The sequence below is a fragment of the Mesorhizobium sp. B2-5-4 genome (assembly GCF_006441095.1).
Classification (GTDB): Bacteria; Pseudomonadota; Alphaproteobacteria; order Rhizobiales; family Rhizobiaceae; genus Mesorhizobium; species Mesorhizobium salmacidum.
The window spans coordinates 199,978-224,934 of sequence record NZ_VFUR01000010.1 but is presented as its reverse complement, the minus strand read 5'-3'; the positions used below and the strand labels follow the sequence as shown (position 1 = coordinate 224,934).

24 protein-coding genes are annotated in these 24,957 nt (G+C 64.7%); 7 read left to right on the top strand and 17 right to left on the bottom strand.

Translation table 11 applies throughout. The features are described from left to right. Positions 1-40: 40 nt before the first annotated feature. Complete coding sequence (locus FJ492_RS15590; RefSeq protein ID WP_140770766.1) at positions 41-988, bottom strand: LysR family transcriptional regulator; 948 nt, start codon at positions 986-988, stop codon at positions 41-43. Between the two features lie 141 nt (positions 989-1,129). Here FJ492_RS15590 and FJ492_RS15585 point away from each other — a divergent pair, with 141 nt between their 5' ends. Together FJ492_RS15585 and FJ492_RS15580 are read left to right on the top strand one after the other, a co-directional pair. After that, positions 1,130-1,768, top strand: coding sequence for a DsbA family protein (locus FJ492_RS15585; protein WP_140770764.1), 639 nt, complete (start codon positions 1,130-1,132; stop codon positions 1,766-1,768). A gap of 43 nt (positions 1,769-1,811) precedes the next feature. Continuing rightward, the gene (locus FJ492_RS15580) at positions 1,812-2,423 is read left to right on the top strand and encodes an NAD(P)-dependent oxidoreductase (protein ID WP_140770762.1); all 612 of its coding nucleotides are present in this window, start codon (positions 1,812-1,814) and stop codon (positions 2,421-2,423) included. Between the two features lie 124 nt (positions 2,424-2,547). On the opposite strand, the gene FJ492_RS15575 is transcribed toward FJ492_RS15580, so the two are convergent. From FJ492_RS15575 to FJ492_RS15540, 8 genes are read right to left on the bottom strand one after another with little or no spacing between them, the layout of a single operon-like run. Beyond that, positions 2,548-3,627 (bottom strand): ABC transporter ATP-binding protein, encoded by a 1,080-nt coding sequence (locus FJ492_RS15575; protein ID WP_140770760.1) that lies wholly within the window; start codon positions 3,625-3,627, stop codon positions 2,548-2,550. Continuing rightward, positions 3,624-4,424: an ABC transporter permease gene (locus tag FJ492_RS15570; RefSeq protein WP_140503157.1), complete on the bottom strand. Its 801-nt coding sequence runs from the start codon at positions 4,422-4,424 to the stop codon at positions 3,624-3,626. The genes FJ492_RS15575 and FJ492_RS15570 overlap by 4 nt, the downstream gene beginning before the upstream one ends. A gap of 1 nt (position 4,425) precedes the next feature. Continuing rightward, a complete protein-coding gene (locus FJ492_RS15565) occupies positions 4,426-5,286 on the bottom strand; it encodes an ABC transporter permease (RefSeq protein WP_140503155.1) in 861 nt (286 codons plus the stop codon). Positions 5,287-5,346: 60 nt separating this feature from the next. After that, positions 5,347-6,351: an ABC transporter substrate-binding protein gene (locus tag FJ492_RS15560; RefSeq protein WP_140770758.1), complete on the bottom strand. Its 1,005-nt coding sequence runs from the start codon at positions 6,349-6,351 to the stop codon at positions 5,347-5,349. Positions 6,352-6,410: 59 nt separating this feature from the next. After that, positions 6,411-7,880 carry an aldehyde dehydrogenase gene (locus FJ492_RS15555; RefSeq protein ID WP_140745081.1) on the bottom strand — a complete coding sequence of 490 codons (1,470 nt, stop codon included), beginning with the start codon at positions 7,878-7,880 and terminating at the stop codon, positions 6,411-6,413. A gap of 10 nt (positions 7,881-7,890) precedes the next feature. Continuing rightward, complete coding sequence (locus tag FJ492_RS15550; RefSeq protein WP_140770756.1) at positions 7,891-8,928, bottom strand: LLM class flavin-dependent oxidoreductase; 1,038 nt, start codon at positions 8,926-8,928, stop codon at positions 7,891-7,893. Then, complete coding sequence (locus FJ492_RS15545; RefSeq protein WP_140770754.1) at positions 8,925-10,721, bottom strand: alpha/beta fold hydrolase; 1,797 nt, start codon at positions 10,719-10,721, stop codon at positions 8,925-8,927. The genes FJ492_RS15550 and FJ492_RS15545 overlap by 4 nt, the downstream gene beginning before the upstream one ends. Further along, entirely contained in the window at positions 10,714-11,301 is a 588-nt protein-coding gene (locus FJ492_RS15540) for an amino acid synthesis family protein (RefSeq protein WP_140503465.1), read from the bottom strand. Before FJ492_RS15540 ends, FJ492_RS15545 begins: the two co-directional genes overlap by 8 nt. 114 nt (positions 11,302-11,415) lie before the next feature. Here FJ492_RS15540 and FJ492_RS15535 point away from each other — a divergent pair, with 114 nt between their 5' ends. Next, complete coding sequence (locus tag FJ492_RS15535; RefSeq protein ID WP_140770752.1) at positions 11,416-12,093, top strand: GntR family transcriptional regulator; 678 nt, start codon at positions 11,416-11,418, stop codon at positions 12,091-12,093. Between the two features lie 23 nt (positions 12,094-12,116). Here the strand turns inward: FJ492_RS15535 and FJ492_RS15530 are convergent, their stop codons facing one another. Together FJ492_RS15530 and FJ492_RS15525 are read right to left on the bottom strand one after the other, a co-directional pair. Next, the gene (locus FJ492_RS15530; protein WP_140745089.1) at positions 12,117-13,562 is read right to left on the bottom strand and encodes an ROK family protein; all 1,446 of its coding nucleotides are present in this window, start codon (positions 13,560-13,562) and stop codon (positions 12,117-12,119) included. A 34-nt stretch (positions 13,563-13,596) separates the two neighbouring features. After that, on the bottom strand, positions 13,597-14,505 hold the full coding sequence (locus FJ492_RS15525) for a tagatose-bisphosphate aldolase (protein ID WP_140503141.1): 909 nt from the start codon (positions 14,503-14,505) through the stop codon (positions 13,597-13,599). Between the two features lie 282 nt (positions 14,506-14,787). Between FJ492_RS15525 and FJ492_RS15520 the strand changes: the two genes are divergently transcribed. From FJ492_RS15520 to FJ492_RS15505, 4 genes are all read left to right on the top strand, one after another. Further along, complete coding sequence (locus FJ492_RS15520; RefSeq protein WP_140770750.1) at positions 14,788-15,693, top strand: sugar-binding domain-containing protein; 906 nt, start codon at positions 14,788-14,790, stop codon at positions 15,691-15,693. Between the two features lie 430 nt (positions 15,694-16,123). Beyond that, positions 16,124-17,101, top strand: coding sequence for an ABC transporter substrate-binding protein (locus FJ492_RS15515; RefSeq protein ID WP_140503137.1), 978 nt, complete (start codon positions 16,124-16,126; stop codon positions 17,099-17,101). Positions 17,102-17,204: 103 nt separating this feature from the next. Beyond that, positions 17,205-18,266: a ribose ABC transporter gene (locus FJ492_RS15510; RefSeq protein ID WP_027144622.1), complete on the top strand. Its 1,062-nt coding sequence runs from the start codon at positions 17,205-17,207 to the stop codon at positions 18,264-18,266. After that, complete coding sequence (locus tag FJ492_RS15505; protein ID WP_140503133.1) at positions 18,259-19,014, top strand: ATP-binding cassette domain-containing protein; 756 nt, start codon at positions 18,259-18,261, stop codon at positions 19,012-19,014. The genes FJ492_RS15510 and FJ492_RS15505 overlap by 8 nt, the downstream gene beginning before the upstream one ends. Before the next feature lie 98 nt (positions 19,015-19,112). Here FJ492_RS15505 and FJ492_RS15500 read toward each other — a convergent pair whose 3' ends face one another. The 6 genes from FJ492_RS15500 to FJ492_RS15475 form a co-directional block, all read right to left on the bottom strand. Next, positions 19,113-19,619 (bottom strand): L-2-amino-thiazoline-4-carboxylic acid hydrolase, encoded by a 507-nt coding sequence (locus FJ492_RS15500; RefSeq protein WP_140712156.1) that lies wholly within the window; start codon positions 19,617-19,619, stop codon positions 19,113-19,115. Then, complete coding sequence (locus tag FJ492_RS15495; RefSeq protein ID WP_140770748.1) at positions 19,616-20,401, bottom strand: ATP-binding cassette domain-containing protein; 786 nt, start codon at positions 20,399-20,401, stop codon at positions 19,616-19,618. The genes FJ492_RS15500 and FJ492_RS15495 overlap by 4 nt, the downstream gene beginning before the upstream one ends. Next, a complete protein-coding gene (locus tag FJ492_RS15490) occupies positions 20,398-21,282 on the bottom strand; it encodes an ABC transporter ATP-binding protein (protein ID WP_140770746.1) in 885 nt (294 codons plus the stop codon). Before FJ492_RS15490 ends, FJ492_RS15495 begins: the two co-directional genes overlap by 4 nt. Further along, positions 21,279-22,109 (bottom strand): ABC transporter permease, encoded by an 831-nt coding sequence (locus tag FJ492_RS15485; RefSeq protein WP_140770744.1) that lies wholly within the window; start codon positions 22,107-22,109, stop codon positions 21,279-21,281. The genes FJ492_RS15490 and FJ492_RS15485 overlap by 4 nt, the downstream gene beginning before the upstream one ends. Continuing rightward, positions 22,106-23,092: an ABC transporter permease gene (locus tag FJ492_RS15480; RefSeq protein WP_140770742.1), complete on the bottom strand. Its 987-nt coding sequence runs from the start codon at positions 23,090-23,092 to the stop codon at positions 22,106-22,108. Before FJ492_RS15480 ends, FJ492_RS15485 begins: the two co-directional genes overlap by 4 nt. A gap of 149 nt (positions 23,093-23,241) precedes the next feature. After that, positions 23,242-24,852, bottom strand: a complete 1,611-nt coding sequence (locus FJ492_RS15475) for an ABC transporter substrate-binding protein (protein ID WP_140770740.1) — start codon at positions 24,850-24,852, stop codon at positions 23,242-23,244. Positions 24,853-24,957 lie beyond the last annotated feature (105 nt).

Sequence of the window (24,957 nt, the reverse complement as noted above, 5' to 3'; positions counted from 1 at the left end):
TCCGATCCCAATACAGAATCGGCAACCTCACAGATCGCGATCACTCCCGAAAGGTGGCCCGAAAACACCGCTTACGCATAACGCTGCCGCGCGATCGTTTCTTCTCGGCGGTGGCGAGCAGATCCACAAACGCGCGCACCTTGGCGGGCCGGAACCTTGCCGGCGGAAAGACAGCGTGGATGCCGCCGGTGGGCAAGGCCCAGTCGGCAAAGACCGGCACCAGCCGCCCCTCGGCGATGTCGTCGCTGACGCTGTAGTCGGGAAATACGCCCAGCCCTATGCCGGCAAGCACGCAGGCATGGGCAGCCGGGCTCTTGTCGCATGTGACGACCGGGTTGAGTTCGGTCAGCACCTTGTCGTCATCCCTTGAAAACAGCCATTGGCTGATGCCCCGAAGCTGGGCGTTTCCGACCCAGGCCAGTGATCGCGCCCGGCGGGGGCTTACGCCTTGCGGCAAGCTTGCGGCGAACGCAGGGCTTGCCACCACGATCTGCCGTATCGTGCCCAGGCGCCGCGCCTGGTTGGAGGAATCGGCAAGCCAGCCGACGCGAATGCCGAGGTCGATCTCCTCGTCGACCAGATTGCTTACCGCATCGTCGAAGATCGCCTCGACGCGCATATGCGGATAAGTGCTCAGATAGGCAGCGATGACCGGCGCAACCATCTTCGAGCCGTAGTCGAGCGGCGCCGTTAGTCTCAACATTCCCGCCGGTTCGACGGTCGCGCGCGAAATCTCGCCATAGGCGGCCTCCGCTTCCCGCAGGATGATCACCGCGCGATCATAGAAGAGGCGTCCCTCTTCGGTCGGCGCGACACGCCGCGTCGTGCGTCGCATGAGTGTCGCCCCCAATTCCTCCTCGAGCTTGCCGATCTGATGGCTTACCACGGCTTTAGCGACGCCAAGCCGGTCGGCTGCCGATGTGAAAGAGCCGGTCTCCATGACAGTGGTGAAATAGACGAGACGATTGAGGTTCAGCAGGTCGGCCACGGCACTCGCTTTTTGTCTGATCAGATCAGACAGTTTATATGATTGGAGGCCATTTATCGCAAGATCGTCGTCTGCCACAAAGGAGCAAGACATTTGACGGCCAGATCGCGGACACGCCGCGCCAAGGGATATCAGGTAATCATGGCTCAGTTGGACGTGACTTATCTTTTCGATCCGCTCTGCGGCTGGTGCTACGGCGCCACCCCGATGCTGGACAAATTGGTGGCCAACGGCGTGCGCGTCGAATTGCTGCCGACCGGCCTGTTTTCGGGAGCGGGCGCGAGGCCAATGGATGAAGGTTTTGCCGCTCACGCCTGGGCAAACGACCAGCGTATCGAACGTCTAACCGGACAAGCCTTCACGCAGGCTTATCAGAGCAATGTCCTCGGCATCCGGGGCACCTTGCTAGACTCGCATGCCGCGACCCTCGGCATCAGCGCCGCCGGCCTGGAAGACCCCAGCCGCCGGTCGACCGCTCTCAAGGCGATCCAACGTGCGCGCTACGTCGACGGTTGCGATATCGTAACTGTCGAAGGCGTGGCTGCCGTGCTCGCCGACGCTGGCATGATAGATGCCGCCGCGATCCTGAAGAACCCGACCGAAACCTTGCTGACGGCGCACCTCGAGCTGGTCAATCGTGGCCGCGCGCTGTTCCAGCGCTTGCATTCAAATGGCGTGCCTTCGCTGGCGGTCATCCGCAACGAAGCGCCCCGGCTCATCGGTTCGAACGCGTTGTTCAGCAGCTTCGACAATCTCGTCGCCCATATCGCGGCGGCATGATCTCCATCAATCAGCCCTCCAACAGGAAACGGAAGAAGAAGACATGGCAAAAGTTGCTCTCATCGGCGCCTCCGGCGCTGTCGGTTCGCGCCTGCTCAAGGAACTCTCCGACCGTGGCCATACGGTCACCGGCATCGCCCGCAGCCCGGAAAAGATCGTGGCGCTGCCCGGCGTGACCGCCAGGAAGGGCGATGTCTTCGACCGGCAAGGTCTCGCCGATTTGATCCGTGGACACGACGTAGTGATCAGCTCAGTGCATTTCGTGGACAGCGACCCCGACACGCTGATCGCCGCGGTGCGTGCCTCTGGCGTGAAGCGCTATGTCGTCGTGGGCGGCGCGGGCAGTCTTGAAGTGGCGCCCGGCAAGCGGCTGGTCGATACGCCCGAATTCCCTGCGATCTACAAGGCCGAAGCACAGAAGGGCGCAGACTTCCTGGATAAGCTCAAGACGGTCGGCGATCTCGACTGGACCTTCCTGTCGCCGTCGGCCCTGTTCGTCCCAGGCGAGCGCACCGGCAAGTTCCGCCTTGGCAAAGACACGCTTCTCATCTCGGACAAGGGCAGCAGCATTTCCTTCGAGGACTATGCCATTGCCATGGTCGACGAGATCGAGAAGCCGACGCATGTCAGGCAGCGCTTCACCGTCGGCTACTGATTGATGCCGGCTGCGAGGCTGGCGGTGATTTCGTGCTCATGGCCCGGCGTTACGGGCGACAGGCCTGGTCGTGCGGACCGCCGGCGGAAACGCCGCTGTGGTTTCAAGGGCAGGCTTGGCGGCTTCAGGCTGGAAACAGGAAGGCGGAAGCAGGATCGAAAAAGATCCGCCTGTCCATGGCGCAATCCGCGCTATCCGGCTCCACCGCATCCGAAGTCGGCCTGACATCGATCTCATCGCCGGCAGCGGTACGCGCCACGACGCGCTTGCGGTCACCGAAGAAGGCGGTATCGACGATCTCGACGGCGAGCGCTGCGCATGCAGGTCCGGGCGTCAGCCGGAACGCCTCGGGGCGCACCATCAGGCGGGCCTTCTGGCCGCGATCGAAGGCCTGCGTCGTCTTCACGCCGCTCACGACCGAACCGTCGGCCAGGCGCACGGTCGATGCGCCATTGGCGGTTTCCAGATGCTCGGCGGGCAGGAAATTCGAGTTGCCGATGAAGCCGGCGACGAACTCGCTGGCTGGCCTGAGATAAAGATCCTCGCCGGTGCCGATCTGCTCGATGCGCCCTTCCTTGAACAGGGCGATGCGATCCGACAGATGCAGCGCCTCTTCCTGATCGTGGGTGACATAGAGGATGGTGACACCGGTCTCACGGTGGATGCGGCGGATCTCGGCCTGGATCTCCTGGCGCAGTTTCTTGTCGAGCGCCGACAGCGGCTCGTCCATCAGCAGGATCGGCGGATCGTAGGCGAGCGCACGGGCAAGCGCCACGCGCTGCTGCTGGCCGCCCGATAGCGCGCCGGGATAGCGGCCGGCGAAATTCTCCAGCCGCACCAGCGCCAGCATGTCGGCGACTTTCCTTTTCACTTCGGCGTCGGGGCGGCCGCGTACACGCAGCGGAAAGGCGACGTTCTCGGCAACGCTCAGATGTGGAAACAGCGTGTAACGCTGGAAGACCATGCCGATGTTGCGCTTGTGCGACGGCACTGAAAGCAGCGACTTGTCCTCCAGCAGGACGTCGCCGGAGGACGGGTCCTGGAAACCGGCGATCGCATAGAGCGTCGTCGACTTGCCGGAGCCGGACGGCCCGAGGAAGGTCAGGAATTCGCCTTTGGGCACATTGATGGTGACATCGTGGACGGCGACGAAGGCGCCGAACGTCTTCCTCACCGCGCGTATAGATAGGAATGGCCGGGTCATCTCGATAATTTTCTGCGAAGGAGTGCGGTCACGATCATCAGGCACAAGGTCAGGCCGACGAGCAGGCTGGAGGCGGCGGCGACGACCGGACTGAGGTCGGCGCGCAAACTGCCCCAGATCTTCACCGGCAAGGTCTGCAAGGTCGGGCTCGCCATGAAGATCGCCACCACGACCTCGTCCCATGAGGCGAGGAAGGAAAAGATCGCCGCCGAGAAGATGCCGATCCGGATCGAGGGCAAGGTGATCCGCAGCCGTGCCTGCAGCGGGCTGGCGCCGCAGACGATGGCCGCGTCCTCGATGGACTTGTCGAAACCCTCGAGCGCGGCGGTGATCGGAATGATGGCGAAGGGCAGTGCCAGGACGGTGTGCGCGATGACGAAGCCGATCGTGGTGCCGGCCAGCCCGATGCGCAGGAAGAAAGCGTAGACGGCGATGGCGAACACCACCACTGGCAGCACCATGGGCGTCAGCAGCAGCCCACGCAGGATCTGGCGCCCGCGAAATTCACCCCGGATCAAACCGAAGGATGCGAACAGGCCAATGATGACGGCGAGGATGGCGGCCATGGCGGCGATTTTTGCGCTGGTCAGCGCGGCATCGATCCAGGTCGGGTCCGCCAACAGCTGCTCGTACCATTTCAGCGTCCAGCCGGGCGGCGGGAAGGCAAGCCAGCGTGAGGAGCCGAACGACAAGAGCACGATGAAAACCACCGGCAGCAGCAAAAAAGCCGCGACCAGCGCGGTAAAGCCGGCAAGCGCCATGCGCAGCCATCCGAGCCTGTCATAGTCGAGCAGCATGTCAGAGCCCTCCGGCGGGGCGCTTGGCGCCGACCAGACGAAGCTGGAGCGCGTAAAGCGCCATGGTGACGACGAGCAGGACGAAGGCGGCCGCACTGCCGAGCCCCCAGTTGAGCAGCGACTGCACCGTCTGGGCGATCATCTCGGCCAGCATCATGTTGGACGTGCCGCCGAGCAGGGCAGGCGTGACGAAGTAGCCAAGCGACATGACGAAGACCATCAGCCCGCCAGCGGCGATGCCGGGAAGCGACAGCGGCAACAGGATACGGCGGAAGGCCTGGAACGGGGTTGCCCCGCAAAGGGCGGCGGCGCGCAGCGTCATCGGGTCGATGGCGCGCAGCGTGCCGACCAGCGGCAGGATCATGAAGGGCAGCATGATGTAGACCATGCCGATGGTGACGCCAGTGAGATTGTTGATCAGCGGCAGGGGCTCCTGGATGATGCCCAGCCCCATCAGCGTCCTGTTGATCACCCCTGTGCGTTGCAGCAGCACCATCCAGGCATAGGTCCGGGTGAGGAGGTTGGTCCACATCGACAGGATGATGATGCCGAAGACGAGCGAGCCGAAGGCCGGCGGCATGATCGCCAGCATCCAGGCGACCGGAAACGCCACCACGATGGTGACGGTGGTGACGACGGCGGCGACGAGGAAGGTGTTCAGGAATACGCGCACATAGGTGCCGCTGCCGAACAGCGCGGCGTAGTTCTGCAGACCGGGCTCGGGATCGGTGACGCTGCGCAGCAAAAGGGCGACGACCGGTACGACGAAGAACAGGCCGACCAGAACGACGGCCGGCAAGGCGCCGCCGCTGCCGGCCGGCAGGCCGGCAATGGCACCGCGTCTGAGAGAATTTCCTTGCATCGGCCGGTTCCCGTTACCCGAACGGGGCGCGGTTCCCGCGCCCCGTCGGTTTCTGTGGCGCTACTTGGTCTGCCAGGCGTACCAGCGCGTGGCGATCTCGTCGCGATGCTCGGCCCAGTAGTTCATGTCGAGGTTGATCTGGCCTTCGACATGAGCGTCGGGCAGGGCCTTGACCGCATCGGCCGGCATCTCGGCCTTGGCCTTGGTATTGATCGGCGCATAGCCGCTGGCCTCGGCGAATTTCGCCTGGCCGGCCGGGCTGGTGGCCGCGGCCAGGAACTTCATGGCGCTATCCTTGTTCTTCGCCCCTTTCGGGATGACAAGAACGTCGGCGGCGGTTAGGTTCTGCTTCCAGGAGACGCCGACATCGGTTCCGTCCTGCTGCAACGCGAAGACGCGGCCGTTCCAGAGCTGGCCGAAGGCGGCCTCGCCGGAGGCGATCAGCTGCTGCGACTCCGCACCACCGCTCCACCAGACAATGTCCGACTTGATGGTGTCGAGCTTCTTGAAGGCGCGGTCGAGATCGAGCGGATAGAGCTTGTCCGCCGGGACGCCGTCGGCGAGCAGTGCGATCTCGATGACGCCCGGCGCCGACCATTTGTAGAAGGTCCGTTTGCCGGGGAACTTCTTGGTGTCGAACATGTCGGCCCAGCTCGCCGTGTCACCGGAGACCGCGCCCTTGTTCCAGGCGAGCACGAAGGAATAGTAGAAGCTGCCGACGGCATGCTCATTGCTGAAGCGGGGGTCGAGATCGGCCTTGGGCACGATCGCATAGTCGATAGGCTCCAGCAGGCCATCCTTGGCGGCCTTGATGGCGAAGTCCATTTCGACGTCGACGACATCCCAGGTGACGTTGCCGGCGTCGACCATGGCCTTGAGCTTGCCGTAGTCGGTCGGCCCGTCCTGCAGGACCTTGATGCCGGAGCTGGCCTCGAAGGGCGCTGCCCAGGATTTGGTCTGTGCTTCCTGCGTTGTGCCACCCCAGCTGGTGAACGCAATTTCATCGGCCTTGGCTGCGGTCACCGCGAGCAGTCCGGCCAGAATGCCGGTCAAAATCAGTTTCATTTTGTTCTCCTCTGTTGGTCTGTTCTTGTTTTTCTCAGTGCACCTGCGCCACGCGCTGTTCAGCGCATGACGAAGGGATCGGGGATCGGCTCGTCCGAGGTCTTGATCCAGACGGATTTCGAGCGCGTATAGTCTCTGATGGCATCGAGGCCGCCCTCGCGGCCGAGCCCGGAATGGCCGTAGCCGCCGAAGGGAACGAGCGGCGACACGGCGCGGTAGGTGTTGACCCAGACGACGCCGGCATGGATGTCGCGCGCCATGCGGTGCGCCTTGCCGAGATTGCTGGTGAACACGCCGGAAGCCAGGCCGAAGGGGGTGTCGTTGGCGAGCGCCAGCGCTTGTGCTTCGGAGTCGAAGGCAAGCACGCTGAGCACAGGCCCGAACAATTCCTCGCGCACGCATGCCAGATTGCCGTCGCCGGCATCGATGATGGTCGGCGCGTAGTAGAAGCCGGGGCCGCCGGGGCGTGTCCCTCCGGTGATCAGCGTGCCGCCCTTGGCGAGGCTTTCCGCGACGATCTTCTCGATCCAGTCGCGCTGACGTTGCGTGGCGAGCGGACCCATTTCGGTGGCCGGGTCCTGCGGATCGCCGATCCTGATCGCCTCGGCCTTGAGCTTCAGCCGGGCGAGGAACTCGTCCTTCACCGAACCTTCGACCAGCAGTCGCGAGCCGGCGACGCAGCTTTGGCCGGTCGCGGCAAAAATGCCGGCCACCACCGCGTTGGCGGCGCTGTCGAGATCGGCATCGGCGAAGACGACGACCGGGCTCTTGCCGCCGAGCTCGAGCGTCGTATAGGCGAGATTTTCCGCCGTGTTCCTGACGATCGCACGCGCAGTGGATGGGCCGCCGGTGAAGGCGACGCGCGAAACCAGCGGATGGCTGGTCAGGCGGCGGCCGCAATCCTGGCCGAAGCCGGTGAGAATGTTGACAGTGCCTTCGGGAAAGCCGGCCTGCTGGACGAGTTCGGCGAAGGCGAGCAACGGCGCCGGGCCGTCCTCGGAGGCCTTGAGCACGACCGTGCAGCCAGCGGCCAGCGCCGGGCCGAGCTTGACGGCGGAGAGGAAGAGCTGCGAATTCCATGGCACGACCGCGGCAACGACGCCGATCGGCTCGCGGCGGATGGTGACGTCGAGATCCGCCTTGTCGATCGGCACATGCGCGCCTTCATGCTTGTCGGCGAGCCCGCCATAATAGCGGTAGTAGTCGCCGACATAGGCGATCTGGGCACGGGTCTCGCGGATGATCTTGCCGGTGTCGCGTGTCTCGAGTTCGGCAAGACGCCCGGCATCGGCGGCGACGAGGTCGCCGAGCTTGACCAGCAGTTTGCCGCGCGCGGTGGCGGTCATCGCCGTCCACGGGCCCGAACGCAGCGCCCGGTGCGCCGCCTCGACCGCACGGTCGACATCGGCTTCGCTCGCCGCCGGCATCCTGGCCCATGGCGCGCCGGTCGACGGATCGATGCTGTCGAAAGTCGCGGACGGCTCGTCGAAGCGGCCGTCGATGAAGTTCCTGAAAAGAGCGTCGGTCATGGGCTCGCTATCAGAGGAAGGCCGGCATCACCCGGTCGATGAACAGTTGCAGCGATTTCTTCTTGCGTTTGTGCGAGAGCCCACTGTCGATCCAGATCGAGTACTGGTCGTAACCGAGTGCCTCATAGGCCTTCAGCCGGGCAATGACTTCGTCGGCTTCGCCGATCACCAGATTCTGCCTGATCTTGTCCGGCGCATAGTGCGGCATCGCGGCGATCTCATCCTCTGTGAGCGGCTCCAATACGCCTTGATGCACCGGCTTCTTGTTCTGGAACCAGGCGCCGAACTGGCAGTAGAAATTCGACAGGTCCCGGGCGAGCCGATCGGCGTCGGCCGCATCCTCGGCGACGAATGTGTGCATCAAGAGCATGATTTCCGGCCGGGCGATGTCGGGATGCGCGTCACAAGCAGCGTTGAAGCGCTGCATCAGGCTCGACACCTCGTCGTCGCCTGAAGCCAGCGGCGTTACCTGGACCTTGCAGTGGTTGACGACCGCAAAATCGTGCGAGTTCGGGTCGCGCGCCGCTACCCAGATCGGCGGATATGGTTTCTGCAAGGGCTTGGGCGAGGAAGTGGTCGGCGGGAATGACCAGAACTCGCCGGAGAGTTCGAAATCGCCGTCCCATAGGCCACGGATCGCCGGCACCATCTCACGCATGCGCTGGCCCGCGCCCCAGGCGTCGAGACCGGGAAAGAGACGTTGATATTCGTAACTGTAGGCGCCGCGCGCGATGCCGATGTCGAGCCGGCCGCCGCTGATGACGTCGGCCATCGCCGCTTCGCCGGCAAGCTTGATCGGATGCCAGAATGGCGCAACGATCGTGCCCGTGCCGAGACGGATGCGGCTGGTTTTGGCCGCCAGATAGGCGATGTTGACGAACGGGTTCGGCGAGATGGTGAATTCCATGCCGTGATGCTCGCCGATCCAGGCCGTCTCGAAGCCGGCCTGCTCCGCTTGCAGGACCAATTCCTCGAGCTCGCTCACCAGCTCCGAATGCGGCTTGGCGAGATCCGACCGTTCCATATGCACGAAGAGCGAGAACTTCATCTGTGGTCACCTGTATAGGAGGCAGCGGACGTGGGCGCTTTGCCCAGCGGTCTGACTTCGCCTTCCATCTCATTGCCGACATAGACGCCAAAGGCGTCCTGCATGCATTCCCTGACATAGCGGGTAAGCATCGAGCGGACCGCCGGATCGACGATCTTCAAGTCGCCGATCGCGTCGATGTCGACCAGCCGGATGCCACGATCGCTGGAGGCGGGCACGTCGAACGTGCCGCGATAATAAACATGCGTGCGCGACGAATTGCCAGCGTTGTCCCAGACGGCGAAAAGGAAGCCGAGTTGGGCCTCGATAGCCTTGGCGGCAAGCAGGCCCCGGAGGCTCGTGCCATCGCCGGCCGAGCCCAGTCCCCGGCCGCGCGGCAGTTCGAAGCCATCAGCCGTTTCCAGGAATAGGATCCTGCCGCCATTTTCGAGAATGGCGCCGACATCGGTGCCGGGCTGGGCGGCGGCAAGCGCCTCCTGGCTTAGGCCGGGTGCGATATAGGCGCCGCGGCAGTAGCCGAGAGGCTGCGAGGAGTTGTGCTCGAAATCGCGTACGCGGCCGATAAGGATGGAATGGTCTCCCGCGTCGACCAGCCGCTCCATGTCGCAGTCGAAGGACGCGACCGAGCCGTCCAGCAACGGACTGCCGGTCTGTCCTGGACGCCAGGCCACGGAGGCGAATTTGTCGGCCGCTTTCGAGGCGAAGATGCCGGACGCCGCCTTCTGATCCTCATTGAGGATGTTGATGGCGAAGCTCTTCGAGGTGGCGAAGACGGGATGGCCCAAGGCTTTATGGGCGATACAGACGAGTACCAGCGGCGGATCGAGCGACACCGAGGTGAAGGAGTTGGCTGTGAAGCCGCGCGGCTCGCCTTCGGGCCCGATCGTGGTGACGATGGTGACGCCGGTAAGGAAGGAGCCGAGCGCGCGGCGGAAGTCGCCGCTGTCGAAACCAGAAGTCACCGTCCCGTTCCCTCGCTCCGCTGCTTCGAGGAAGCCGACGATGCGGCGCGTGGTGCGGTCCGGTGCGGCCACCGCCATCATGTGCCGTTCGCCGGCAAGCACGATGCAGCGGCCATGCGGCGCCAACCGTGCCAGAGCGGCCGACATCGCTGGCGAGGAGTTCCTGTCCTCGGACCCGGTCATGAACAGAGCCGGCACGGCAAGCGTTTGCAGGCGCTCGGCGTGGTCGCCGTCGGCGCGGGCGAACAGGCGATAGGTGCGGGCGTAGCCTTCCGGGTCGACCGCGCTGAGCGCGGACGCCGTCTTGCCCGCCGCCGCCTCGAGTTCGGCGGGCACCGGATCCCCGAACCATCGGGCAATGGTCTGTGCCGTGCCAGCCGCGTCGCCCCGGTCGGTGAGGGCAGCCGCGCGCTGACGGACAGCCTCGGCCAATTCTGGTGGGCGCCGGAACACAGCATTCAGCGATACGATGCCGCGAACGCGCTGCGGTGCCCGCAACGCAAGCTCCTGGGCGACGAGCGCGCCCATCGAGTGGCCGACGACCGACACCTTGTCGAGCCCGAGATAATCGAGCAAGCGAATGGCCTGATCGGCATAGTCGGCCAGTTCTGGGCTCGGTGGCGGGAGCGGCGACCGGCCATGGCCGAGCATGTCGATGGCGATCACATCCCAACTGCCGGCCATCCTGTCGATCTGCGGCTGCCAGATCGCGGCATTCATGCCGACGCCATGGATGAACAGTACCGGCGCGCCCGAGCCGGCTCGAATGAAGCCGGTGCCATCAGGCGCCGTACCCTGTCGAGCCCATGCCGATGCGGGTGCGTCAGCCATGCAGGTCGCCCACTTCCTTGAGGTCCTGGTAGCGGTCGCCGATACGATGGTGCGGCCGGCCGCCGATCGAGGCGCCGAGCGCCACCACCAACTCGTCCGGCGCCGGCGCGTCGCCGATCTGGAAATGCACTGTCAGGTAGTGCGAGCGCCTACCCTCGTCGTTCTTGTCCATCAGCGGGATCATGATCGGTGTGTTCGGGCCGCCGCGCAGATTGGTGAAGGCGAGATAGGTCTTGGCGCCCACGGCACGGCGGTAGTAATTGCCGAAATGCAGCGTGTGGATCAGTGCCGAAGCGTGTTCGATCTCGCCCGACGTGCCGCAGATCGCGGCCTTGCCGTAGCCCTCGATGGCGTCGCCCGAACCGGCGACGGCGATGATTTCCCGGGTCAGCGTCTCTCCCAGCACTGGCGCACAGGCGCGGATTTCGGACGACAGATCGTCGGTGAAGCCGCGTCCGGCCCACGGATTGGCAAGCACTGCCGCGACACCGATCAGGCGCAGCGGCCGAGGCGCTGCCTTGCCGCCCTCAATCAGCGTGTTTTCGGTGTAGGTGACGATCTTGCGAATGACGGGCTGCATGAAGTCCTCGGTCGTCGATGCCATATCATCTTATGGTATACCATGATATGGAGCGCCAAGAAACTTGTCAACCGGCCATGGAATCTGTTTTCGTGGCGAGGCAGGAGGCCGCCCATGTCAGACGACACGCTTCGCATCGACCGCAGCGCCAAGACCTTGAGAACACTGGCGCTGGAGCGCATGCGCGAGGCGATCATGGATTTCCATTTCCAGCCCGGCGAAAGGCTGGTCGAGCGGCCGCTTTGCGACCAGCTCGGCGTCAGCCGTTCGGTCGTACGCGAGGTCTTGCGGCAGCTAGAGGCTGAAGGCCTGGTGCAGATGATACCGGGGCACGGGCCGGCGGTGGCCAAGCCGGACCTTGGCCGAACCGACGAGATCTATGAGCTCAGGGCCCTGCTCGAAGGCATAGCCGCGCGTGCCTGCGCCATGTCGGCGACGAACGCGCAACTGACCCTGCTCGACAGGGCGCTCGCCAATCTTTTCGAAGCCTGGGCGTCCGGCAAGCCGGCCGAGGTGATGCGGGCGACAACGAAATTCTACGAAGTGCTTTTCGAGGCAGCCGACAAGCGCGTCGCCTGGGAGATCGTGACCGGGCTCAATGTGCGCATTAACCAGCTGCGTTCCATGACTATTCTTTCGACCAACCGCCGCGCACCGGCGATTGCCGAGATGACCGAGATCATGGATGCCATCAGATCGCGCAAGCCCGACGAGGCTGAAGCGGCGGCGCGGCGGCATGTCGAATCCGCCTGGCAGATCGCCCGCGCGACGCTTCGGCTGCCACCGGCGTAACCGGCGCTGGCACCGGAAGCGGCTCAGGCGTCGCTGGCCAGGGTCGCGCGCAGCCATGCGGCGATGGCATCGAAGTCGATCGGTTGCGTCGTATCGACCTCGAACAGCGGCCCGCGCCGCAGCGGTTCGGCGCGCTTAGCCAGCTCAACCAGTTCAGGGATATAGGCAGCGCCGGGATGGCCGGGGAGGCGCTGGCCGAGCCGGGCGCCATAGCGTTCGGCCAGAACCTCGCCGGGCGCGTGGCACCAGATTTCGACGGTGTGTTCGACGCCGGCCTTGCGCAGGTGATCTTCGAGCACTTGCCGTGGCTGGAAACCGAACCAGGCATCGACGATGAAGGTGCTGCCGGCAGGGGCGTCGCCGACGAGCGACCAGATTGCCTGGTAGCTGGCGCGGCCGAGCGTGCGATTGAATTGGCGGTCGGCGCCGCCGAGCACTTCGAGGAACGGATTCTTGACGGTATCGAGTGCAAGCAGCGGCCATCCCATGCGATCGGCGATGCCGCGTGACACCGTGCTCTTGCCGCTGGCCGGGATGCCGTTGACGAGCACGGCGCGTCTGGCGCGGCCAGGCTGAACGGAAAGCGATGTCGATGTCTGCGCCGAAAGCGCCTGCAGCGCGGCGCCGATCACACCAGCATCGTCGCCGAGCTGCGCCGGCGCCACCGGGCATTGGTACCACGGCGCCAGCGCCGGCGCGTGGCCGAGCGCTCTGTGTGCCGCCAGGCCAAGCCCACCGCCAAGCAGGACGAGATCGGGGTCGAACATGGCGACGGTGGTATCGATCGCCGCGCGCAGCGGCCTTGCCCAGGCCTCCAATATGCCGCGCGCCTTGATGTCGCCGGCCGCGTCGCGGGCAAAGAGCTGGTCGACCGAAACGTCGGGGCCAAAGCCGGCGCGCGCGATGTGGCGGCCAAGTGCCGTGCCGGAACTGGTGGTTTCGACACAGCCGCGCCGCCCGCAGGCGCAGACCTCGCCGTTGACGTCGACGGTAATGTGGCCAAGTTGCCCCGCCGTTGCCCGGCCGCGCATGATCCGTCGGTTCTGGACGACGGCGCCGCCGATGCCTGTGCCGATGGTGAACATCGCGATGTTGTCGTGGCCTTGGCCGGCGCCAAGGACCATCTCGGCGGCCAGCGCCATATTGCAGTCATTGTCGAGGACAACAGGCTTGCCAGCCATGCTTTCCAGCCGCTGCGCGAGCGCGACCGAGGCAAGGTTGACGTAGCCTCCCGACAGGACCGCGCCGCGGCGCGCGTCGACGCGGCCGGGAACACCGACGCCGATGGCCACCACATCAGGCGTATCGAGAAGGCGCACCATGTCGGCAATGCGGCCAAGCACCAGTTCCGGATCGGGCGCGCTCTTCTCGGAAAGGCGTTTGAGGATTTCACCGGTGCCGGAGATGCGGGCGGCACGCAAATTGGTGCCGCCGATATCGATCCCTATGGCCATCGACTTTTGTGGCATGACATCCTGCACGTGCCTGTGATCCAACAGGATATCAGGCGGCGGCCTTCTGCCGATAGTGCCCGATCACCGCCTGGATCTCGCGCAGTCGCGGCACCGCGATGGTCTCAAGCCTTTCGCGTTGAATGTCACGGTCGAGCGAGATGCAGTCCTTCCACAGTGAACGGCCGGCGATCACACCGGAGGCGCCGTTTTGCATGGCGATCTCGACCTGGCCGAGAAAGGTGGCGTGGTTGACGCCAGCCGAAAGCACGGCCCACGGCACTTCGCCGGCCATTTTTGTAATGTTGGCGCAGGCTTCCGGTGTTCCGGGGTAGGGAAGCTTCAGCACCTTCGCGCCGCATTCCAGCGAGATCCTTGTACCCTCCTCGATCAGCAAGGGTGTCTTGGCCGCATAGTCCTCGGGGCTTTCACCTTCAAGCTGATAGGTCAGGAATTCGACCACGAGCAGCAGGTCCTCCTTGCCGAAGTCGGTGATGCATTGGCGCAGGATGGCGATGTTGTGTTCGTTGGCCTGCGGCTTGTCGGCCCGCAGATACACCATGATCTTGCCGCCCGTGCCGCCGAGTTCGCGCACGCGCCGAGCATCGATGTCGGGAACCAGCCGAGACAGGCGGTAGCCTTCTGGCGAAACGTCGAAACCGGAGGCGTCGAGGCCGATGAGGAGTGCGGTATCCCGGTTCAGCACGCCTTCATCGACAACCCGCGGCACCGCGCAGAGCGGATCGAGCAGCACGCAGGAGGCGGCACTTGCCAGGTAGCGCGTGATGTCGGCCTTGGTGTCGCCGAGCATGTCGTTGGTGATCCTGGCCTGGTCCGCGGGGTCCGACGCCAGCAAGGTGCGCATGCCGCCGCGCTGGTCGCAAGCGATGGCCACCATGGCTCCGTCCTTGCCGCATATCTGCTGGTAGCCGCGCCGTTCCGCGGTGGTCATCTTCGTCATGGTCTTCTGTCCGATGTTGGCGCTCTCTCGCCGAGGGCGCTGATCCCGTGGAAACAATGGTCAGTTTGCCCGCCTGCCGGCAGGAAGATTTTAGCCGCCTGAGGCATCGCCGGCCGCTGCGATAAGCAGCCTTGCCGGCGCTTGGCCTGGTATGGCCCTCAAGTTGCGAGTTCACCGGATTTGCGCGATAACTCCCATCGGCGTATACGTGTGTAACACGTTGCTGAAAGGAATTGCAAGCTGTCTGTTCCCTCCGTCCAGGACGCGACTGCATCGCGCACCATGCTGCACACGGTTGCCAAGCTGCACTATGTGGAGGAAATGTCGCAGGTCGACATAGCGCGGCAGCTCGGTGTCTCCACCGCGACGATTTCGCGCCTGCTGCAGCGGGCGCGGGCCGAGGGTATCGTGCGCATCGAGGTCATCGACCTGGCAACGCCGGAAGATATCACCAGGGAACTTGTCGACGGATTGAAATTGCGGGACGCCGCCGTTGTCGAAACGCCGGCGGCGGGCGCGCTGACGGCGCTTTCCGCCCCGCTTGGCGCTTTGCTCAGGCAGGTGCAGCTGGTGGCCGGCTCTGTGGTCGCCATCGGCTGGGGGCGGGCCGTGCGCGAGGTCATTCGAGCCGGCTTGCCGCGCATGCCAGGCGTGCTGACGGTGGCCGCAACCGGCGGCATGCAGCAGCACGCGGCGCATTTCCAGGTCAACGAATTCGTGCGGCTTGCCGCGGAGGAGTTCGGCGGCACGCCGCACTTCATCCACGCCCCCTATCTGCCGTCGAGCGAGCTGCGCGAGGTCTTCCTCGGAGACGCCACCATCCGCGATGCCGTCGCGCTGTGGGACAGGACTGATGTGGCGATCGTCGGCATTGGCCTGCCGCATGCCATCAACGCGCCCGAGGCGAGTGCCGCCACGCCGAGCGAGCAGGCGCTGGTCCACGCGGCCGGCGATGTCCTTCGGCATTATTTCGATGCCGATGGCGTGCTGATAGCCTGGGAAGGAGAGGGCCGGATGATCGCCATGTCGCCGGCGCAACTTCGGGCCGTGCCCTTGGTGATCGGCATCGCCGCGACGCCGGAAAAAGCGACGGCCATCATTGGCGCCGCTCGCGCCCGGCTGATCAACGCGCTGGTAACGGATACCAAGACGGCGCAGGCCATCCTCGCGGTTCTTGCAACGCGATAGCTGCCGGACTGATGCCTCGCTGTCGGCGCGGAGAGAAGCTGTTGCGAAATCGATTGTGTCGCCGGGGAGTCGGGACGATAGTTCGCCGGGGACTCCGAGGAGCAGTCGGATGATGCCTGGAAAAGCCGGCGTTGCGGCCTCGGAAAAAACCGTGTTGCAATTTATTTCTGCAAAGTGTTACAAACTGCGAACCCGGCGTGCAGGCATGCCGGACGCGGTGGTTCCCTGACCTCGCGGAGGCGAGGAAAGCGAGCACGGCGATTGTGCCGGTTGGCTGGACCGGCTGACATTTAGACTGGAGGGCGCTTGGGAGGAGCTGCCCGCGAAAGGCAACAGGCGTTCCCGGCCGTCGGCATCCTGCCTCCGTGCGGATGACGGCCATTCCAATGTCACCGAAAACGGCAGAACTGCCAACAATGAGGAGGATGTCATGAAGAAGATCGTTGCCGCGCTCGCGGTACTTGCCGTCAGCGCGACGGTGCTGATGGCGCCCGCGCAGGCGCAGGACAAGAAATACACCATTGCGCTCATTCCAGGCCTCACCACCGACGGCTTCTACATCACCATGCGCAAGGGTGCCCAGGCGGCGGCCGATGCGCTCGGCGTGAACCTGGTCTTCCAGGGCGCTCCAGACTTCAACCCGGTCACCCAGGTGCCGGTGCTCGACGCGGTCATCGCCAAGAAGCCGGATGCGATCCTGATCGCGCCGACCGACAAGGTTCAACTGGTCGAGCCGCTGCGCAAGGCCAATGACGCCGGCATCCCGGTCATAACAGTCGATACTTTCATCGGCAGCGGCGTCTACCAGACCGGTGCCGGCGATGCCGATTTCCCGCTGGCCTACATTGCCTCGGACAATGTGCTGGGCGGCGAGATCGCCGCGCGCGCGCTGGCCACCGCCATCGGCGACAAGGGCAAGGTCTATGTGTCGAACGTCAAGCCCGGCATTTCGACCACCGACCAGCGCGAAGAGGGATTCAAGAAGGAGATGGCCAAGCATACGGGCATCACCGTGCTGGAGACCCAATTCAATGATGACGACGCCAACAAGGCGGCCTCGCAGCTGCAGGCTGTCTTCGCGCGCAATCCCGATCTCGTCGGCGTGTTCGGCGCCAATCTGTTCTCGGCCCTGGGTGCCGCCAACGGCGTCAAGCAGGCGGGCCAGACGGGCACCGTCAAGGTCGTTGCCTTCGATGCACCGACCAGCATCGTCGACAACATCAATACCGGCCTCGTGGATGTGGCAATCGCCCAGCATCCCGCCGAGATCGGCTATTTCGGGGTTGTTTCGGCCTATGCCCATCTGACCGGTCAGTCGATCCCGGTCGCGATCGGCACCGGCTTCACGATCATGGACAAGTCCAACATCGCGGACCCGAAAATCTCGAAGTATCTCTACTCCGAGTAGGTCCAGACGAGCTTGGCTCCTCCCGGTATCGCCGGGGGGAGCTCGTGCCGGGTCCCGCAAAAGGCGAGGCCTGTTTGAAAGGCAGCCGCGCCGCGGAGTATTCATGACCTCGACATCACCAGCCCAGCCGGCCGAGAAGCATGTCGCGCCCCAGGCCGATCATGGCGATCCGGCCAGGACCCTGATCGGACGCATCGCCGAAGGGCGCGCCTGGTTGTTCCTCGCCGGCCTGATCATCTGTTTCGAGATATGGTCGAGGTTCGCCTTCGGCGCGACGTTCGTGCTCAACCCGTTCAACTTGCAGTCCATCGCGATCTTCGCGATAGCGCCGCTGCTGCTTGCGACCGGACAGACCTTCGTCATCATTTCGGGCGGCATCGATCTGTCGCTCGGCTTCATCATGGGGCTTGCCGCCGTCGTTGCCGCACATGCCACAAATCTGGCGGGCGCCGCCATTCCCTTGCCGCTGGCCATGCTGGCTGGCATCCTTGCGGCGGTGATCGTCGCCAGCTTGCCCGGCATCATCAATGGCCTCCTAATCTCGCGCCTCAGGGTGCCGCCGTTCATCGGTACGCTCGGCATGTTCGGCGTGGCGCGCGGTGTCGCCTTCCTGCTTGCCGGCGGCACGACTGTACCGGTGCAGAATTCCTGGTTCGCGCTGCTCGGCAATGGCAAGTTCCACGGCGTGCCTTATTTGGTCATGATCGCTGCCGTTTTCGTCATCGCGATGCATTATCTGCTCGGCCAGACGCGGTTCGGCCAGCACAATTATGCCATCGGCGCCAATGTGCAGGCGGCGCGGCGTGCCGGTATCGACATCAGGGGCCACATATTGCGGCTCTATGTGCTGTCGGCGATGTGCGCCGGCCTTGGCGGAGCGCTCTACGCGGCGCGCTTCACCGCCGGCGCGGCACAAGCCGGCGAGCCGTTGCTGCTCGACAGCGTCGCTGCGGTGGTGATCGGCGGCGCCAGCCTGTTCGGAGGCTCCGGCACGATCTTGGGCACGGTCGCCGGCGCGCTGGTGATCGCGGTGATCCAGTACGGGCTGGTCTTCGTCAATGTCGAGCCGTTCTGGCAGTTCATCGCCGTCGGCGTCGTCATCATCATTTCCGTGCTCATAGACCAGGCGCAGCGCCGGTTCAGTGGAGGCCGCCAGGATGAATAGCACCAACGCGAACACCCCCTTGCTCGAAGTCCGCAACCTGTCCAAGCATTTCGGCGCCGTGCGTGCGCTCAGTGATTTCTCCATGGCCGTGCGGCCGGGCGAAGTGGTGGCGCTTGCCGGCGACAATGGTGCAGGCAAGACGACGCTGATCAAGGCGATCTCGGGCGTGTTCCAGCCGACAGGCGGCGAAATCCTGCTCGGTGGCCAGCCGGTGGCATTCGCGACGCCCCAGGAGGCGCGCGAAAAAGGCATCGAGACGATCTACCAGGATCTGGCCCTGGCCGACAATCTATCGATCGGCGCCAACATCTTCCTTGGCCGCGAACCGATGCGCAAGGCGTTCGGCTTTCTGCCGGTGCTCGACCGCAAGGCGATGGCCGACGCGGCCAGGGAGACGATGAAGCGGCTGGATTTCCACGTCAGCCGGATGAACGCCCCGGTCAGCAATTTCTCCGGCGGCCAGCGCCAGGCCGTCGCCATCGGCCGCGCCGTCTACTGGGACGCGCAGATCCTCATCATGGACGAACCGACGGCGGCATTGGGCGTGCCGGAGCAGCGCAAGGTGATTTCGCTGATCCACCAGCTCAAGGCGCAAGGACGCGGCGTGATCTTCATCTCGCATAATCTGCAGGATATCTTTGCGGTCTCGGATCGGATCGTCGTGCTGCGGCGCGGCGTCCAGGCCGGCGAGCGCAAGATTTCCGAGACCAACCATGATGAGGTCGTCCGGCTGATGGTCGGGGGTTAACGTGTGTCGATGTTCAGGCGATGCTACGGTTCTCGGCATCAGCCGCTTTGGGCTCAGCCAGAGCTGAACCTCAACGCATTCTTAGGACGATAAATTGCTTAGCCGGCATCTCGATTGGTTAGTACGATGTGGCAGCAGCCGGAGCCGCGGCCCGGCGTCCAGGTGATGTTGTCGAAGCGCACGCCGGTCGCCTCGAAGAGGCCGCGGTCGAAGGCGCCGGCGATGCGGCAGAGGGTCGCGAGCTTGTCGTCGCCGACACCAGCCTCGACCCAGGCATCCTTCAGCGGGCAGCGCTTGACCTTGAAGGCGATGCGGTCATCGCCGCGTTCGACATCGGTCGGGTACATCAGGCCGCCATCCGGGCTGACAGCCAGAAACGCCTCGCCGATTGCTGGCGCATCGTTGGGGCCGAAGGCGGCAAAAGCGGCCGCTGCAACCTCCCTACCACGCTGTTCGATGGTGCGGATCATGATCGCCTCGGCTCTTTCGGCGCCCACTTCGCCGGTGAGTTCGTCGAGGAACAGGCGATAGAGATCGGCCCGGTTGCGGAAGGCGGAATCGAGCTCGCGCGACAGTTTCTCGGCTCTGGCTTCGGGATCGGTCATGATGCGTCCTGTGTGGTCCTGTGTAATCTCGGGGCGGCTGCCACCAGCGCCTGGCCGATGGCCGATTGCGGTGCACCGATGACGGTTCGGGCACCACCGCTCTCGGCGATCCGACCGGCATCGAGAAGGATGACACGGTGGGCGACCGCCCGGACGACGCCGAGATCATGCGAAATTAAGAGATAGGCGATCCGTTCCTCGCGCTGCAGGTCGAGCAGCAGATTGAGGATCTGGCCGCGCACTGAAACATCGAGCGCCGATACCGCTTCGTCAAGCACGATCAGCGACGGTTTGGTGGCGATGGCGCGGGCAATCGCCACGCGCTGCCGCTGACCGCCGGAGATTTCGTGGATGGCGCGGGGCGCAAGATCGGCCGCCAGGCCGACCCGTTCTAGCAGGGCAGCGATGCGGCGCGGGCGCTCGGATCGCGAGGCGACGCCGTGGATGCGCAAGGGGTCGTCGAGGACGCGCGCCACCGTGGCGCGCGGATTGAAGGCGGCGAGCGGATCCTGGAACACCATCTGCAGGCGGGCGCGGCGCGCACGCAAGGCCGCGCCGCGCAAGGCAAGGAAATTATCGCCTTCGAATTCGATGCGTCCGCTATCCGGCTCGATCAGTCGCAGCACCAGCCGCGCGATTGTCGACTTGCCGCTGCCGGAAGGGCCTGCCAGCGCCAGCGTTTCGCCTGGCTCGATATGGAAGGAGACATCGTCCACCGCGGCGAGGACCTTGCCGCCGCGACTATAGCGTTTGATGAGATTGGACACCATGAGCAGGCTCATGCATTCAGCCCGCTTCGGTTCAGCAACGGCTCGGCGTCGAGGCCGATATGGGCGTCGAGCAGCGCGCGTGTATAGGCTTGCGTCGGTGCGTTGACGATTTGCCCAGTGCCGCCGATTTCGATCAGTTCGCCATGACGAAATACGGCGATGCGTCCGGCAAGCTCGGTGGCGAGCGCAATGTCATGGCTGATAAACAGCAGCGTCATGCCGTCCTCGGCCACCAGCCGTCGGATCAGAGCGACGATCTCGGCCTGCACGACGGTGTCGAGCGCGCTGGTCGCCTCGTCGGCGATCAGCAGTTTCGGCCCGGCAGCAATCGCGGCGGCAATGGCCACACGCTGCTTTTGACCGCCGGAGAGCTGGTGCGGGAAGGCGTGAATGGTGGAGTCAGGGTCGGGCAGGTGGACGCGTTCGAGCAGTGTCTCTGCCCTGGCATAAGATGCTGGCCAGCCGAGACCAAGATGGGTGCGCACCACTTCCGCGATTTGTTTGCCGACGGTCATCACCGGGTCGAGGCTGGCTGATGGGTCCTGGAAGACGAAGCCAATGTCGCGGCCGCCGAGGAGGGTATGGTTTGGCACGGAGGCAGACTTTCGCCCCCTGCGCCCTGCGAGGTCCCCCTCCGGCAGGACAGAGCGGGGTGCCTTGGCACCCAACGATGAAAGGGAGAACCACTCGATGCTCCCTTCTGCCCTGGCGGACTGCGGCAACAACCCCGCGATCGCCAGCGCCAGCGTGCTCTTGCCCGAACCACTCTCGCCGATGATCGCCAGCCGTTCGCCTGCCTGGACATTGAGAGTAATGTTCTTCAGCGCCGCGACCTCGCTGCCATCGCGGCGGTAGGTCACCGTCAGATCGCGGATCGACGCCAGCACCGTCACGACAGACCCCTGCGCACGGCCGTCGTCTCGACGATGCCTTCGCCGGCGAGATAGACGCCCAATACCGTCAGCACCAGCGCAATGCCCGGGACGATCGAGAGGAACGGCGCGGTGCGCAAGACAGCGCGCCCTTCCGCGATCATTCCACCCCAGGTGACGCGGTTGGGATCGCCGAGGCCAAGGAAGGACAGGGCCGCTTCAGTGAGGATCGCGGCGGCGACTATGACCGACGACATCGCCAGCACCGGCGGCAAGGCATTGGGCAGCACTTCGCGAAAGGCGATCTCCAGCGGACTCATGCCGATGACGCGGGCACCGGCGACATAGTCGCGCTCACGGATCGACAGCACTTCCGCGCGCGCAATGCGCGCTGGCCCGGTCCAGGTGCCGAGCGCTATCGCCAGCACGACGACGCCGAGCGAGGGGCCAACCACGCTGACGAAGGCCAGTGCCAGCAGGAAGCCAGGTACGGTCTGGAACGCGTCGGTGATGCGCATCAGCACGTCGTCAACGAGGCCGCCGGCAAAGCCGGCCAGCGTGCCGACGATCGCGCCGATGACGAGGGCCGCGGCGGCCGCGGCAAGGCCGACAGCAAGCGAGGTACGGGCGCCATGGAACAGTTCGGCCAGTACGTCGCGGCCGAGCCGGTCGGTGCCGAGCGGCAGCGACCAATCCTGGAATGGCGGCAGCAGCGCGGGGCCGGCAATCGCTTGCGGGTCCCCGGGAAACAGCAGCGAGGCCGACAGCGCCATGGCAAACAGCACCGTCAAAAGAATAGTGCCGGCAACCGCTTCGGGCGTGCGCAAGAAACGGCGCAGACGGTTCATGCGCCCGCCTCACTGGCGCCGACGCGTGGATCGAGAAAGGCATAGGCGATGTCGACAAGAAGGTTGATGAGGATGACCAGCACTGCGCTTGTGAGGATGATGCCAAGCAGCAAGGGGGTGTCGCGCGCGGCCACCGCTTCCTGCGCCAGCCGGCCGAGGCCGGGCACGGCAAAGACGCTCTCGATGACGACGCTGCCCCCCAGCATCTGCGCCGATTGCAGGCCGAGCATGGTGACCAGCGGCAGCAGTGCGTTGCGGGCGACATGGGCGAGCACGATGCGGCGGCGCGATAGCCCCCTGGCGCGGGCGGCCAGCACAAAATCCTGGCGCCAGACCTCGGCCATGCCGGCGCGCATCATGCGCAGATAAAGCGCCAGATAGATGAAGCCGAGTGCGGAAACCGGCAGCACCAGATGGATAGCTATGTCGGCGGCGCGGTCCAGACCGGTCTTGTCCGAGGCCAGCGTCTCGACGCCGCCGACCGGCAGCCAGCGCAGGTCGACGGCGAAGATTACGATCAGCACCAGGCCGAGCCAGAAGCCGGGCACCGCGTAGAGCGCCAGCGAGGCGACGGAGAGAAAACGGTCACGCAAACCGCCGGGCCTTGCGCCGGCATAGATGCCGAGCGTCGAGCCGAGGCCGAAGGAGAGCGCGGTGGCGCTGACCATCAGGATGAGCGTGGTCGGCAAGCGCTCGAGGATGACGTCGCGGATCGGCCTGGAGAAGGTGACGGACTGGCCGAGGTCGAGATGCAGCAATGCCCAGAGATAGTTGGCGAGCCGCGTCAACTCCGACTGGTCAAGGCCCCAGCGGTGGCGCAAGAGCTCGATCATGCCGGCATCGCCGCCGGTCGAGACGATGTAGGCGTCGACTGCATCACCCGGGGCGGCTTCGAGCAAAAGGAAAGTGCCGATGACGACGATCAGCAGTACGAAAATGCTGCCGACGAGGCGACGGCGGAGGAGGACCAGGGCACGGGTCATGGCAACAGGGCGCCGGTTGCAGACGCTAGAGGTCGCGCCCTACGGCGCCCCCCTCTGTCCTGCTGGACAGTCCGGCAGGACCGAGGGGGGCGCGAAGGAACTCTCATTCTCCGGAGCTGAGCACCCCGACAGGCAATCCGCAAGGAAGATCAGCCTGCCAAATATGTGTCCGCCCAGTTCGAAACCGCCCAGCGCGGGTTGTTGGCGATGTTGCCGACCTTGTCACTGGCGACGCTGATAAAACTCCATTCGGCGACGTTGATCAGCGGCAGGTCGGCCGCGACCTGCTTCTGGAACTCCTTGTAGAGGTCGGTGCGCGCCGTGGTGTCGAGCGTTTCGGAGGCCTTGGTGATCAGCGCGTCGAGCGCGTCGTTCTTGTAGCCGCCTTGGTTGGAGAACGGCACGCCATCGGGAATGCCGCTCTGCACCAGGATGGTGGTCGAGATGGCCGGATCGCCCCGGAAGACCGGCGGGCCGACCGCGAGGTCGAAGGCGTGGTCGGTGTAGACCGCCTTGATGTGCGCCGCCGAGTCGTTGTTGACCAGTTGCGCGTCGATGCCTATTGCCGCGAGCGCCTGGCGCAAATAATCGCCGAACTGTTTTGTCTCGTTGAAATAAGGGGCCGGCAAGAGCTTGAGCGAGAAGCGGTTGCCGTCAGCGCCTTTCTTGTAACCGGCTTCATCGAGCAGCGCGTTGGCCTTGGCGACGTCGAAGGCATAAGTCGGCACGTCGGCGGTGTAGAATTGCGGATCGTTCTTCGGCACCGGGCCGGTGGCGGTGGCAGCATAGCCGAGGAACACCGTCTTGACGACGAAATCCTTGTCGATGGCATGCGCGATGGCCTGGCGCACCTTGATGTCGGCCAGTTCCTTGCGGCGATGGTTGATTTCGACCACGAGTTGATAGGTCAGGCCCTCATAACCCTTGGTGATGACCTTCAGGCCAGGAACCTTGGAGATGCGGTCGAGGTCGGCCAGTGGCACGGCGGAGAAAGCCGCGAGCTGGATTTCCTCGGCTTCGAGCGCGGCAGCGGCCGAGGTACGGTCGGGCAGGACCTGATAAATGATTTCGTCGAGATATGGCTCGTCCTTGCCCCAGTAATCGGTGTTCTTCGTCAGCCGGTAATACTGGCCGGCCTTGTACTCGCCGAACTTGAACGGCCCGGTGCCGATGGGTGCGTTGTTGGCCGGGTTGTCCTCGATCTTGCCGACTTCGTAGACGTGCTTCGGCACGACGCTCGACAGTGCCGGCAAGGCGTTTCGGATCAGCTGGAACGGCGTCGGCTTGGCGAATTTGAACACTGCGGTCAGATCGTCTGGTGTGTCGACCGCGCTGAGGTCCTTGAACACCGTGCGGCCGAGATTCTGCAGCGGCTTCCAGATCTGCAGCGCCGAGAAGGCGACGTCGGCCGAGGTGAACGGCTTGCCGTCATGCCATTTGACTCCTTCGCGCAGCTTGAACGTCGCCGACAACCCGTCGGCGGCCCCTTCCCAGCTCACCGCCAGCCGAGGTGCAAGCCCATCCTTGCCGTCGAAGGAGGCTTCGGCCAGCGTCTCGACGATCTTGCTGGAGATGAAGAAGACGCCGTTGGAGGCGACGATCGCCGGATTGAGATTGCGTGGCTCGGAATCGGCGGCAAGCACGAGCCGGCCGCCCTTCTTCGGCGTCTGTGCCCAGCTTGATGTCGGCATGGCCGTGGAGGCCAGCAGTATTGCCGAGCCGGTAAGTATGGTGCGCCTGGAAATGGTGAAACCTGACATGATCGAACTCCGTCCTCTCCGCGACCGGGCGCGACAACACCCCTCGAACGCCGGCGCGTGCATCGGCATTCCTGCGGCGGGATTATGAGCCTTGCCGAGGGTTTC